Genomic DNA, 13,828 nt, shown 5'->3' on the forward strand with positions numbered 1-13,828 from the left:
TCCGATGACGGAATCAGAAATAAATAAAGCGCTATCATAAAGTTGAATTTAGGTACCATTAGGTTCAATCCAAAGCCTATAAATTTAAAAAAAACTGATCTAGACTTTACTTAACGCCCATATCGAATTCGTTTGGGGGAATAAAAACAAAAAATGGAGGTCAAACAGATGACAAAAAGAAGAATGCTTCTGACATTATTGTCCCTTATTCTTCTGGTTTCAGTTTTAAGCGCTTGCGGCGGCAGCAATGGTAATACGTCCAATACGGGCGAGCAAGGAGGTTCGGCTGCCAATACAGGTGATAAGACTAAGCAGCCTGAGCCTGTCACCTTGACGATGTGGGTCACAAGCCGCGAGCAGGATGATTTCGGAGCTCAAATGGAAAAGGAATTCCTGAACAGCCACCCTCACATTACGTTCAACAAAGTAGTGAAGGAAGGCGATCCGGGGAATGAATTCTATCAAGCGGTTGCGGCCGGCAATGCTCCCGATTTTGTGGAGGTTTCCTTTACGATGATGGATAAATACATGAAGGCTGGAATTGTAGAACCGCTGAACAACTATGTTGGTCAATGGGATGAGTGGAGCAATTTCAATAAAACGTATGTCGACATGTTTACGGTTGACAGCAAAGTGCTAGGTATTCCTACTAAAGTTTCCCCAATGCTGTTCGGCTACAACAAAGCCCTGTTCGCAAAAGCGGGCATCACCGAGCTCCCTAAAACTTGGGATGAAGCGTTGGAAGTGGCTAAGAAAATTAATGATCCTTCCGGTCAGGTATCCGGCTACGCGACCTTGGCGGCTGAATGGACCGAATGGTTCTTCCAATACTATGTATGGCAGGCCGGTGGAGATTTAACGAAACAAAATGCCGACGGTTCAGCTGAATTGACGTTTACGGGTCCTGCTGTAATCAAAGCTGCAGAGTACTATAAGCAGCTGCGCGCCAATAAGGTGCTGCAATCCGATCTTACTTTGAAATTTGACAACCTGATTGAGAAGTTCGCTCAGGGCAAGATCGGGATGATGCCGTTCGCTGGGGATTGGGTCAGCTGGGCAATTTCGCTTGGTATGAAGCCGGAGGACATCGGATTGATGCTACCGCCGGCAGGTCCATCCGGTCAAACTGCTACTGCAATCGGCGGCAGCACCTATGTTATTAATGCGAAAACTGCGCAAGCCCAAAAGGATGCCGCTTGGGAGTACATCAAGTTCCTAAGCTCGAAGGATTACATGACAAAATTCTATCAGAATGTAGCCAGCAAAGGTGCGGGCAACCCTGTAGTTATGGTTCGCGACGATCTGAACATCAATGACTTCTTCAACTTCCCTGAAGAGTACGCTGGGGTGCTGAAGAGCGTAACGGACATCGGCCGACTTGAATTCTACGGTAAAGCCGACTTCGGTGTATACGTAGATCGCGCTGTGCAGAAATTGCTGACGGATCCGAATGCAGATCCGACCAAAGAATTCGAAGCGGCTCAGAAACTGGCTGCCTCGGAAGTGTTGGATAGTTTTAATGAGAAATCCAAACAATAGTTAATGCTGTGAATTGTCAAAAGAAGAACTGCTTCTTGCAGTTCTTCTTTTGATTGAATTCTAAGAAATTATAAGTTTCACTTTATAATGAACTTATAATTCACCGCGAAACGTTTGCTGCACCGTCAAAGGACTGCACTGCCGTTTACGCTTGCTTTCATCTATAATGGAAATGAATCATGCAAGGTTAAGAAGTAGGTGGGCTTATATGCTAATCAGAGCGATACGGAATCGATTTATAAGTTTTTCCCATGTTATCATTAAGGGGTTGCGTACCACACGTATCTTCCAGCGGCTGGTGGTTGCGTTCTTTGTTCTTATTATTTTGCCGTCCCTGTTCATTACGTTCTTCACGTACAACAAGTACGTAAATGAAATTGAAACCAATATGGAAAAATTTATATCCCTGCTCGTTCAGAATGTTAATGTTCAAATAACGGATAAGTTGAATTCCTTTGAGCGTACGGGGGTGCAATTATATTCAGACAGCACATTTATCGATGGCTTACAATCCAAATCGGATGAAAGCCGCCTCATGGTCGGGCGAAAGCTGAACTCCGTCGCTGTAAACAACGGATATATTGCAAGCCTGCAGGTAGTTACTCCAACGGACCAGTACACGATGATCGACAGCTATGGAGAACGAAACGGCGGTTATATCCGCGATTTAAAGCGCTTTCGGGAGAGTGAGTATTACACCGAGGCCATGGAGCAGCATGGATATCCCGTTTGGTTCGATACAAGCAGAGTCACTGATCTTTTCTATAAAAGCGAGTCCACCAAATATGGCATGACGGATCTCATAACGATGACTCAAGCCGTCTATGATATGGAGACTCACGACTTTGCAGGTGTAATCATCTTGAATATCAAGATAGGCGTGCTCACGGATTCTCTGAAATCCTATGCCTTCTACGGAAGCGGAAATACGTTTCTCACTGGCCCGAACGGGGCCATTATGGGAATTAATCTGAATATATCCGAACCAAACTTTTCTACTGCCAGAGATATTGTTTCGCTGATTGCATCCAACAGGGAGGGAATCTATAACGGAAAGATGGACGGGATCCGTGTATTTATGGTTTACAAGCAGGTTCCTTACACCGATTTATCGGTTGTTCATATCGTGGATAAAGACAAGCTGCTGCAGCCTGCATACAACATCCGCAACTTATGTCTTTCGATTGTAGCCGTACTAATAATGCTGTCCATTATTGTTGCTTATTGGACGACAATCAGCATCTCACAACCATTAAATAAACTGATGAGGGCCATGAGCGCTTTTCCCAGAAATGAATTCCATGTCAGCTATACGCCCTCCGGCCAGGACGAGATTACCCTATTAGGCGACCAGTTTATCCAAATGGCGGATCATACGAAGACGTTGATCGATCAAATCTACGTCACCGAAATTAAACAGAAAACGTTAGAGCTGAACCATGCAAATGCGGAATTAAATGTTCTCCAGATGCAGATTAATCCCCATTTCCTATATAACACATTGGACATCATCCGCTGGGAAGCGATGTATGAGGCTGGCGGAGAAAGCAAGGTAACCCGAATGATCGATGATTTCTGCAAACTGATGCGTATGACAATCAACAAAGACGAAGAAATCATCACGATTGAAAAGGAATTAGCCCATGCGCTGACCTATATTGATGTCATTAACTTTAGACATCGCGCCCCCATTTCGCTCACAATTGATTTTGATTTCAGTACGAAGAACTTCTTTATTCCGAGGCTGACAATCCAACCACTGATTGAGAATGCGGTCATCCATGCCTTTCATGTAGTGGGGACAGAAGCGCGAATTAACATTACGGGAACAATGGAACATTCCATAATGATGATCCGTGTAACCGATAACGGTGCGGGAATTCAACCTGACAGGCTGACGGAGCTAACGGACTCTCTGCTAAGCGACAACTCGCCTCAAGGCAGCATCGCTCTTTACAATGTCAATCAGAGATTGAAATTGCGCTACGGGAAAAGCTTCGGACTAGTCATAACGAGCGAGCTTGGAGTCGGCACTACCGTGCTCATAAAGCTGCCGGGAATCGAGAAGTAGGATAGGACACTTCGCATCCATGATGAGAACAGGAGGAAAGGACATGTACTATAATGTATTACTCGTAGACGATGAAGAAATTGTATGCGATGGATTAACCCGATTTGTCAATTGGGAAGAGCTTGGATACCGGGTAGTTTCATCCGCAAGCTCGGTAGCTCAAGCTCTTGTATATATGGAGTCCTCGCCTGTCGATCTTGTCATTAGCGATATTCGGATGCCGGTTCAGAACGGGCTGCAGCTCATGGAGATCATCCAGTCAGAATATCCTGCTGTGCGTACGATCATTTTAAGCGGGTACGGCGAATTTGAATACGCGCGGCAGGCTTTGCGGCTCGGGGCGAGCGATTTTCTCACGAAGCCCGTAAACTTTGGAGAGCTGAAAAAACTGTTGATCAACATCAAGAAGGAGCTGGACCAGGAACGCCAGGAGGACCGCAATCGAAAAGAATATAGGCAGATGCATCTTCATCATGTATTAAACAGCTTGGCGAAAGGATATATTGTCGATGATCAGGAGGAGCAGGCTGAGCTAGCCGGATTGCCTTGGGACCGAGAATACTGTTTAATCCGGTTTCAACACCAGCAGTTCTACAACGAACAAGCGGATCTGAATGATGTTAAGGAGCTCATTTCCCGAATCGCCAGCCAGGCTGCCGCCGATAAAGGCTCTGTCTGGGTCTTCAATAATGAACGGAGCGAGATCGCCTGCTTATGGATGCCTCCAGTGGAAGGAGATACGACGGATTATTTGAAGGCGCTAACAGAAAGCCTGGAAAGTCATCAGATTGAGGCTGTACTGGGAATCAGTGAAAGGCATCGTCGACTGGATCATTTGAAAGAGGCATACTTGGAAGCGGGACGGGCGCTGCAGTATGCGATGCTCCATCATGACCGGAAAATAACTCATTATCGCGAGATTGATCATGTGCTGCTCACCGACTATCGGATCGATGAGACGCTGGCTGCCGAAATCCTGGATCTGCTGGCCTCGCCTGAGCAGTGGAGCCGCATCGAAGCGATTATTTATTCCACAATAGATGCCATGAATTACGAAGGCTGCAAACCCCATGAAATTCAAGCCTTCTGCATTCAGATTCTGTTCATGATCAGCCAGAATCTTTATAGTATCCATAACATGAAGTCTTCTGCCAAAACAGACAATGTCATGTTCGCGACGGTTCGCGCCTTGTTGCTTTCTTCCGATTTGACTAGCATGAAGGACAGCATTGCAGGAGCTCTCGATCGGATGAATCAGGAACTGAATCCAGTGGATCAGGAAGCGAAGTCAAGCCATACGATTGCCAAGGTGCAGCGTTATATCGATGAGCATTATGCGCAGAATATCAGCTTAACGACTCTTTCCAATGTGTTCTTTATACATCCGATCTATTTAAGCCGTTTATTCAAAGAAAAGACGGGCAAGAATTATCTTGACTATGTGACAGAGGTCAGAATCATGCGAGCCAAAGAATTGCTGAAAAATCCCGCATTAAAGGTGTATGAGATTTGCCAAATGGTTGGATATGACAGTCCGCGCTATTTTAGCAAGTTATTCAAAAGCTTAACGGGCATGACGCCGAAGGAATATAAAGAGTATACATGAATATTGATCATCTCCCTGGTTTTGCATAGTTGCAAATGCAGATGCCGTACGTCTTTATTTAATATACATTATGGTTTATTATCACTAGCGTTGCATTAATCTTCTCCGAATCTTCATAATATTCAGCCATTTATTTGTCTAGGCAACAAAAAAAATCCTTTACAATGGAATGGCAGGTAGCATAATCCACCGAAAGGATTACAGGTATGGACAAGGATACCCTATTTTCTTCATTTGGTAAATGGCTAGCGCCGATTTGTACGAAAACGTTCAAAGATCGAGTTACCCAAACAGGCCAAGATAAATACGTCAAAAAGCTCACGACACTGGCATACTTCAAACTCTTTCTTCATGCTGAGCTGCAAGGACGCGATGGTCTTCGGGACAAGTGGGCTGTGGGCTTTCAGAACCGGACGGTTGTCGGCGGGTTTTATATAAAGCTGTTACATCCGTTTTAACGGGAGATATGGAAAGTGAGAGTTGTAGCTTTTCGGCTAACGATAGTGCCGCTTGTTACCGTCAACCCAGATTTGAGTAAAGGCAGTTTGGTCGGGTTTTATTGGATTCCATTATCGAGTATTATAGATGATCTGATTCATGATTAGGGATATGATCTGAAGAAAGTGTTCGTCGCTTAGACGAAGGACACTTTGCTTATTACCGCGGTAAGCGGGTTTTTAAAATTAATTCGTAACGATACTTTGCCTAAGAATAAATTGGACGAGTATATCGATATCAGTCTTAACGAGCTTAAACGTATGGAAGTTGTTATTTCTAATTACCTTGCCATTGGCAAACCACATGATAAACAGAAGGTACGAACAGACCTTTTATATCAGCTACAAAACACAATCGATGTGATGATACCGTATGGAAATATGTACAATGTTCAGATTGAGTTAATAAAACCGCACGCCCCTGTTTGGATTATGGCTGATTCGGATGAGATTAAGCAAGTGATCGTTAATTTCATTAAAAATGCGATAGAAGCATGTTCGGAGGTTTTGGACGGAAAAGTATCGTTAAGTTTGTCACTTGATGGTAAGGATGCCATTCTTATCATCAATGATAACGGGATTGGCATGAATAAAGACCAGGAAAACCGTCTGGGTACCATTTATTTTTCAACTAAATCAAACGGTACAGTCCTAGGGCTTACCTTTTCATTTCAGGTCATACGTGCGCTGGGGGGGACTATATCCATCAATAGTCAACCTCAAGTAGGCACAGAATTTAACATTACCATCCCCCTTGCATGACGTCTTCTCTTTATTTTCCTTGAACAATGAAAGAATGGTGGAAAGTCTGATAATACTATGAAGTTAACTGAAGCCCACGAACATAGCGTTCAGTGGGCTTCTTTGGCTATTATTTAATTTTCACAAGCTACCCCGTCTTTGTCACGATCTAGTTTGAAACTGTAACCAGGATCACCTTCAAAAACTGGCGAAGCTCCAGCAGTTAAATAGAGAAGGCTGTCTTCATTCTTGCCAGCTATGGCGTACGACAATTCCGCTATCCTGCTATCAAAGCAGCAGACCCGCAACTTCTCTAAGCGAGCGTATTTCAAAGGTCGGACGGGGCGCATCGCTTGGCGGTCGTTTGCCTGAACGATTCAGCCAGGCGTTTGCCATGCCGGTACCGTTCGCTCCCAGGATATCGGTGTACAGGTTATCTCCTACCATGAAGCAATCTCCTGCGCAAAGACCAGCTAGCGCCATGCAGTGCTCGAAAATTTTAGGCGACGGCTTGCCCCATCCAACCTCGCCTGAGATGACGATATGGCGGAAGAACGCAGATAAACCGCTAACACCCAGCAGCTTTTCTTTCTGCAGATCCGGCGTGCCGTTCGTAAGAAGCATAAGCGGATAGGCCTTACTTAATGAATGCAGAACCTCGACTGTATCTTCATATATATAAGGGCGCTTTCTTCTTTCTATAGGAAACGTTTCGGCCAGCAGCACAGCCAATTCTTCATTATGGACGCCCAGTTCCTTTAGTCCGTTCTCCCAAACCTCCTTACGAAAAAGAGGAGCTTTTTTCCTCATATACAGCAGCTCAGATGCTGTCCCATCGTCAAAGCGCGCCCACATTGCTTCCATTGCCGTTACCTCTATGTTGGCTAAATAGGAGTAAACTGCAAGTTCCTTAAATGTGGATTGCGCTTGTATAAGGACGGCTTCCTTAAGCAGCATAGCGGGTATGCCTTCCGATTGAGCTGCTGCCTCGCATGTGGCATCAAGAGCTTCATCTGTACTTTTTTCATCCCAAATCAGCGTATTGTCGAGATCAAAGATGATCGTATTCATCGGCCGCATCATTCCTTTGTTTTGGTTGGTTGTGTGTGATTAGAAACAAGGAAACAATCAGTTAGCTTCCTGTAAATCTATATTAATATGAAAAACAAACTAAAAACAACGATAAAACAATTAAATACACAATCTTTACATGTGTTTGATATTCTCTTAACAAAACTCTTTTAGAATACAAATAAGCAAAGAAACAAAGCCTCCATTCATTCATACGTTCATGAAGCATCGATAGGAGGTCACAAGGAGAATGAGGATGAGAAATGACGGATTGGCGATTAACGGTATTCGCAAGACATTTGGCAGCTTTCAAGCGCTCCAAGATGTCAACGTCCATATTCCAAAAGGAAAATTCACTTGCCTATTAGGTCCAAGCGGCTGCGGCAAGACGACATTGCTTCGTATTATCGCGGGTCTCGAGCAGGCGGACACAGGCACGGTCATGCAAGACGGCAAGGATATTTCAATGCTGCCTACAGCGAAACGAAATTTTGGCATCGTTTTTCAATCCTATGCATTGTTTCCGAATCTGACCGTTAGCGAAAATATTGGCTACGGCCTAAAAGGGAAGCAGCCAAAGCGCCAGATTGAAGAGCGGGTGAAGGAGATGCTTGAACTGATCGGATTAACGGCAATAAGGGAGAGGTTTCCTGCACAGCTCTCAGGCGGGCAGCAGCAGCGTGTCGCGCTAGCTAGAGCGATTGCCTTATCACCTGACATTTTGCTGCTGGATGAACCGCTTTCCGCGCTTGACGCGAAGGTGCGGGAGAAGCTGCGCGAGCAGCTATGCGAGCTGCAGGAGCGGCTTGGCATAACGACCGTTATGGTGACGCATGATCAGGAGGAAGCGCTGACGATGGCAGATCAGATCGTCGTCATGGATCATGGGCAGGTGGTGCAGATTGGTACGCCGCAGGAAGTCTACGATAAACCGAAAACCCCGTTTGTAGCTGATTTTATCGGAGCGATTAATTTCTTTCCGGCTGGAACGGCAAGGTGGGAGGGAGCCGGTCCGAACGACCTGCTGGCGATCAGGCCGGAGCATATCCAGATCGATGAAACACAAGGCTCAGCGGATGAACAAAGGGAGGATGGAATTAGCGGCTTTGTTCAACATGTGGAATTTCGCGGCGCTTTCTATCGCGTAAGCCTGCAGCTTGCCAATGAACTAGGCCGCCATTCGGATATGAACGTGACCGTGGACATCTCTTCGCAAACCGCTAACCGTTATGATTGGTCACGCAATAAGCTGCTTCATCTTCATTTGCCGCAGGAGCGTATGCTTCATTATCCCGCGGCAGGCGCTGGGATCGTAGAGGAGTAAATGATGAAATTAAAATCAAATCAAGTACTGTCCTTACAAGCGGCGATGCGGAGCAAGCGGAAGACGATGGAAAGCAATTGGCTGTTAAAGCTGCTGCTGCTTGTTTTATTGCTGGCGCTTGTTACAGCGATCGTGCTGCCGCTGCTGTCGATGTTTAAACAGGCTTTCACGGATACCGAAGGCAACTGGGTGGGATTAAATCATTTTACGACCTATTTGCAGTCTAAATCACTCATCCAATCGATGCTGAACACGATTACCGTATCTACGGCAACGACGGCTATCGCCGTGCCGCTTGCCTTTGGACTGGCTTATGTATTGACCCGAACGAATATCAAAGGGAAAGGCTTCTTTAAGGCGCTTGCGATGCTGCCGTTATTCGCGCCAACGATGATGCACGGGATAGCCCTCACCTATTTGTTCGGACATCAAGGTCTCATCTCTACCGGATTATTCGGCCTTCTGCCTTTTGAATGGCGAATTTCGCTTTATGGTGCGACGAGCATCATTATCTCCGAGGTCATTTACACGTTTCCGCAGGCCTTTCTTATTTTGTGCGCAGGCCTTGCGATCAGCGATTATCGCTTGTATGAAGCGGCCGAATCGATGGGAGCGAGCGGTTTGCGCAAGCTGCTGACGGTAACGCTGCCGTCCGTAAAGTATGCGCTTCTCAGCGCTGTTGTCATTTGCTTCACGCTGAGCTTTACGGATTTTGGAGCGCCGAAAGTCGTTGGCGGGCAGTACAACGTGCTTGCCACGGATATTTTCAAACAAGTAGTCGGCCAGCAAAATATGTCTATGGGAGCTGTCGTCGGCATTGTTCTGACGATTCCCGCGATTATTGCTTTCGTCGTGGACCGCATCGTTACGAGGAAGCAGCAGGCATACGTAACATCAAGATCAATTCCTTATTCGGTTAAGAACAATCGGCTTCGCAATGTCGTGGCTTATGTTTATGCCATTATTCTCTCAGCCATGGTCTTTCTTTTGATGGGAGCAGTCTTGCTGGCTTCGGTTGTGAAGAAGTGGCCGTATGATATGTCCTTTACTTGGAGCAACTTTGACTTCTCGAGTGCTGCGGCAGGCGGCTTCGATCCGTTCTGGAACAGCGTGGAGATGGCGGCTTGGACAGCGGTTATCGGGACGCTTGTTACCTTCATGTTTGCATATTTAATCGAAAACGGGCGTGTCTACCGTCCCGTCAGACAAGCGGCATATTTCTTGTCGATCCTGCCGCTGGCGCTTCCTGGTCTTGTCATAGGATTAGCTTATATTTATTTCTTTAATCATCCGGCCAATCCGTTCCATTTTATTTACGGAACGATGATCATTTTGGTTTTGGCGAATGTGGTTCACTTCTACTCCGTTCCATTCATGACGGCGACTGCAACTTTGAAAATGCTGGATAAGGAGTTCGACCATGTCTCCGAGTCGATGAATGTCTCGAAGCTGCGTACGTTCGCACGCATTACGGTGCCTTTGTCGCTGCCGGCTATTTTGGAAATGGCCGTCTACTTTTTCGTAAACGCGATGGTGACGGTATCTGCGCTGATCTTCCTGTACGCATCGGATTTAAGGCTTGCTTCGGTATCCATCGTCAGCATGGATGACGCGGGCGATACGGCGGCGGCAGCCGCGATGTCCGTACTTGTCGTGCTGCTGAATATCGTCGTGCGTTTCCTGTATGAAGCGGGAACGGCAAGGCTTCGACGCAAAATGTCAGCTTGGCAGAAACGGTAAAACAGCTTTAACAATAACAACATTACAACATACTTTGGAGGAGATTATTGATGATCAAAACAGTGATATTGGATTGGGCAGGAACAGTGGTAGACTACGGCAGCTTTGCGCCGGTAGAAGCGTTTCGCCGGTTATTTGAGGAAAGAGGAATTGAGGCGTCAGCCAAGGCGATTAGGAAACCGATGGGCCGCATGAAAAAAGACCATTTGCGCGATATTTGCTCCGATCCGGAAGTCGCTGCCGCATGGGAGGCGAAGTATGGCAGTGCTCCAAACGAGAGTGACATCGATGAGATGTATGAAAAGTTCGAGCCGATGCTGTTCTCGATTCTCCACCACTATGCGACGCCGGTGCCAGGCGCGCTTAAGCTGATTGAGAGGCTGCGGGAGCAGGGCATAAAGATTGGAACGACGACAGGTTATACACGTCCGATGATGGATATTATCGCACCGGAAGCGGCTAAGCAAGGGTATTCTCCCGACAGTACAGTTACCCCGGACGAAGCGGCGGAAGGCCGTCCGCATCCTTGGATGATTTTCCGCAATGCGGAGCGGCTTGGCACTTATCCGATGAGCCATATCGTCAAATGCGGCGATACGGAAGCGGATATGCGGGAAGGGCGAAACGCAGGAGTATGGTCGGTAGGCGTTATTTTTGGCGGCAATGAAATTGGCCTTACACAAGCGGAAACAGAGGCTTTGACCGCAGGAGAAAAGGAAAGGCTCTTTGTGGAAGTATCGGAGCGTTTGATGCAAGCGGGTGCTCATTTCATCATTCGTGAAATCGGCGAGCTGGATGGTGTGATTGCACATATTAACGAAAGACTGCAGGCGGGGGAACGTCCATGAAATCATTACAAGAGAATGCAGCTGTAACTGAAAATCCGTATTTGCTGTTAACGCCAGGCCCTTTAACGACGACGCGCAGCGTAAAGGAAGCGATGATGAAGGACTGGTGCACCTGGGATGAGGAATATAATCGGCTCGTCGCCTCGATAAGAAAGCGGCTGGTACAGCTCGCTGCGCCGACAGCGGCGGATGCTTATACAGCGGTATTAATGCAAGGCAGCGGGACATTCAGCGTTGAAGCCACAATCGGCACGGTTTTGCCAAAGCAGGGCGGCAAGCTTGTTATCGCGGTTAATGGCGCTTATGGAGAGAGAATCGTGCAAATCGCCAAGGTGCTCGGCATTCCCGTTGCGGTTGTGCGGTTCGACGAGCGTAGTCCGATTGATCCGGAATTGTTTGAGCAAGCGCTTATGAGCGACCCTTTGATCACGCATGCAGCCATCGTCCATTGCGAGACGACGACTGGAATCCTTAATCCGCTGCCGGAGATCGCCGAAGTTATTAAGCGCCGGAATGTGACGTTTATCGTTGATGCCATGAGCAGCTTTGGCGGCGTGGAATTGAATATGCATGAGCTTGGCATAGATTATCTGATAAGCAGCAGCAACAAATGCATACAGGGGGTTCCGGGCTTCGGTTTTGTAGTTGCGCGCCGTGAAGCGATTGCTGCTTGCAAAGGCCATGCGCGTTCCTTATCTCTTGATTTGTACGACCAATGGGACATGATGGAGCGTTCGAACAGCAAATGGCGTTATACGTCGCCGACTCATGTCGTGCGAGCATTTGACCAAGCGTTAAAGGAGCTGGAGCTTGAGGGCGGAATCGCTGCTCGGCAAGAGCGCTACAGCAGCAATCAGCGAGTTTTGACGCAAGGAATGGAGGAAGCCGGTTTCCCTGCGCTGCTGCCGCTTGAATGGCAATCGCCTATCATTACGGCCTTCCGGTACCCGAGCGCCGAGTTTTCGTTCGAGACTTTTTATGCAAGCTTGAAGAAGGAAGGGTTTGTGCTGTATCCAGGCAAGCTGACCTCGGAGCCTACCTTCCGAATCGGAAGCATTGGCGACGTCCAACCTTCTGATATGGCAAGGCTGGTTGCGGTAATCAAGAACATTCAGAGTTCTGTTCACAAGGAGTAGGAGGAGAAACAAGATGAAGGTATTTTGCTTAGGGGGCGCGGGCCGCATTTGTATGGAAGCGGTGCTGGATCTGGTACAGTATTCTGCTTTTGAGGTCATTACGATCGGTGATTTCAATCTGGAGGCTGCTGAGCAGCTTGCTGCCTCATTGAATGATCCACGTGTAAATGCGGTTCAAGTAAACGTGCGGAATCATGAGGCAACGGTAGAGCAGCTTCGGGGCTATGATATCGTTATGGACGGCACAACGATTACTTTAAACGGACTATCTACCGCATGTATTGCGGAGGCAGGCTGTCACGGCATTAATTTGAACGGCTTTGGCGAAGAGGATGCCAGTCACAAGGTCTTTGTCCGTCATGGGAAAATATGCTTGCCCGGCTTCGGGATGACGCCAGGCGTTACGCAAATGATGGCTATGCATGCCGCTAGTCAGCTGAAGGAAGTGCATGAAGTGCGCGTGAGCCATGGCTCTTATCGGCCGATCGCTTTCTCTAAGTCGATTGCAGAAACGAATGTCTATGAGTACGATCCGAATCTTCCGGGCCGCGTGGTTTATGAGAAGGGACAGTTCATACAGGTCGAGCCGTTTGCCCGACCGAGGGAAATCGAGCTTCCGGAGCCGTATGGCAAATCCATTCAATATATTATTCCGCATGCGGAAACGCGTACGCTGGCGAAGGCGCTTGAGAGCAAGAATGTCCAATTGATAGAGGTGCGCGGAACATGGCCACAGCAAAATATGAGGCTTGTCCGCTCGTTATATGAATACGGATTTCTACGAAACGATTCGATTACAATCGCAGGACAAGAAATCGGAATCATGGACTGTATTGGACAATACTTATTTGAATCGCGCGAAGGTCACGAAACGGAGCTGTACGGTTACTCCTTGCACATTGAAGTAACCGGTATATCAGCCGAGAGCGGCGAAGCGTGCAGGCATACGCTCACGCATACCCATCCGGCGTCAGACGGCACGGTTGCAGGCTGGGAGAAATTACGGGCATACACGAGAAATGTCGGAATCCCGCTGGCCATTGCGACGGAGCTAATCGCCAGCGGCCAGACGCTTTGCAAGAATCGCGCCGGCATAGTTACGCCGGAGGAGGCCTTTGAGCCAAAGATCATATTTGAGCAGCTAAGCAAGCGCGGCATAGCCATTCATGAAAAGATTGAGAGTTTAGTAGAAGTGCGTTAGAATACGGGTATTAATCCATAAGAACGCTTAAGCTGAAGATGAAGGGGACATAGC

The 13,828-nt window shown here is 47.3% G+C and carries 13 protein-coding genes; 11 read left to right on the top strand and 2 right to left on the bottom strand.

The genetic code is table 11. From position 1 onward, the window contains the following. Window positions 1–168 precede the first annotated feature (168 nt). The 6 genes from RCO25_RS11945 (at window position 169) to RCO25_RS11970 (ending at window position 6,475) form a co-directional block, all read left to right on the top strand. On the top strand, window positions 169–1,539 hold the full coding sequence (locus RCO25_RS11945; RefSeq protein WP_308996369.1) for an extracellular solute-binding protein: 1,371 nt from the start codon (window positions 169–171) through the stop codon (window positions 1,537–1,539). Between the two features lie 268 nt (window positions 1,540–1,807). Further along, complete coding sequence (locus RCO25_RS11950; RefSeq protein WP_308996371.1) at window positions 1,808–3,610, top strand: cache domain-containing sensor histidine kinase; 1,803 nt, start codon at window positions 1,808–1,810, stop codon at window positions 3,608–3,610. A gap of 43 nt (window positions 3,611–3,653) precedes the next feature. Continuing rightward, a complete protein-coding gene (locus RCO25_RS11955) occupies window positions 3,654–5,216 on the top strand; it encodes a response regulator (protein WP_308996372.1) in 1,563 nt (520 codons plus the stop codon). A 206-nt stretch (window positions 5,217–5,422) separates the two neighbouring features. Then, entirely contained in the window at window positions 5,423–5,674 is a 252-nt protein-coding gene (locus tag RCO25_RS11960; protein ID WP_308996373.1) for a DUF4372 domain-containing protein, read from the top strand. 15 nt (window positions 5,675–5,689) lie between these two features. Continuing rightward, window positions 5,690–5,821, top strand: coding sequence for a hypothetical protein (locus RCO25_RS11965; protein ID WP_308996374.1), 132 nt, complete (start codon window positions 5,690–5,692; stop codon window positions 5,819–5,821). Between the two features lie 45 nt (window positions 5,822–5,866). Then, a complete protein-coding gene (locus RCO25_RS11970; RefSeq protein WP_308996375.1) occupies window positions 5,867–6,475 on the top strand; it encodes an ATP-binding protein in 609 nt (202 codons plus the stop codon). A gap of 113 nt (window positions 6,476–6,588) precedes the next feature. Here RCO25_RS11970 and RCO25_RS11975 read toward each other — a convergent pair whose 3' ends face one another. Both RCO25_RS11975 and RCO25_RS11980 read right to left on the bottom strand, forming a co-directional pair. Next, on the bottom strand, window positions 6,589–6,804 hold the full coding sequence (locus RCO25_RS11975) for an excalibur calcium-binding domain-containing protein (RefSeq protein WP_308996376.1): 216 nt from the start codon (window positions 6,802–6,804) through the stop codon (window positions 6,589–6,591). Then, complete coding sequence (locus RCO25_RS11980) at window positions 6,743–7,525, bottom strand: HAD family hydrolase (RefSeq protein WP_308996377.1); 783 nt, start codon at window positions 7,523–7,525, stop codon at window positions 6,743–6,745. The genes RCO25_RS11975 and RCO25_RS11980 overlap by 62 nt, the downstream gene beginning before the upstream one ends. Before the next feature lie 256 nt (window positions 7,526–7,781). Between RCO25_RS11980 and RCO25_RS11985 the strand changes: the two genes are divergently transcribed. From RCO25_RS11985 to RCO25_RS12005, 5 genes are read left to right on the top strand one after another with little or no spacing between them, the layout of a single operon-like run. After that, entirely contained in the window at window positions 7,782–8,849 is a 1,068-nt protein-coding gene (locus RCO25_RS11985) for a putative 2-aminoethylphosphonate ABC transporter ATP-binding protein (protein ID WP_308996404.1), read from the top strand. Between the two features lie 45 nt (window positions 8,850–8,894). Beyond that, the gene (locus tag RCO25_RS11990) at window positions 8,895–10,589 is read left to right on the top strand and encodes a putative 2-aminoethylphosphonate ABC transporter permease subunit (RefSeq protein WP_374992102.1); all 1,695 of its coding nucleotides are present in this window, start codon (window positions 8,895–8,897) and stop codon (window positions 10,587–10,589) included. Window positions 10,590–10,639: 50 nt separating this feature from the next. Continuing rightward, window positions 10,640–11,437 (top strand): phosphonoacetaldehyde hydrolase, encoded by a 798-nt coding sequence (gene phnX, locus RCO25_RS11995; RefSeq protein WP_308996379.1) that lies wholly within the window; start codon window positions 10,640–10,642, stop codon window positions 11,435–11,437. Beyond that, entirely contained in the window at window positions 11,434–12,573 is a 1,140-nt protein-coding gene (phnW, locus tag RCO25_RS12000) for a 2-aminoethylphosphonate--pyruvate transaminase (protein ID WP_308996380.1), read from the top strand. The genes phnX and phnW overlap by 4 nt, the downstream gene beginning before the upstream one ends. Window positions 12,574–12,586: 13 nt before the next feature. Next, window positions 12,587–13,774, top strand: a complete 1,188-nt coding sequence (locus tag RCO25_RS12005; RefSeq protein WP_308996382.1) for a saccharopine dehydrogenase family protein — start codon at window positions 12,587–12,589, stop codon at window positions 13,772–13,774. Window positions 13,775–13,828 lie beyond the last annotated feature (54 nt).

The organism is Paenibacillus sp. LHD-38 (assembly GCF_031157315.1).
GTDB lineage: Bacteria > Bacillota > Bacilli > Paenibacillales > Paenibacillaceae > Pristimantibacillus.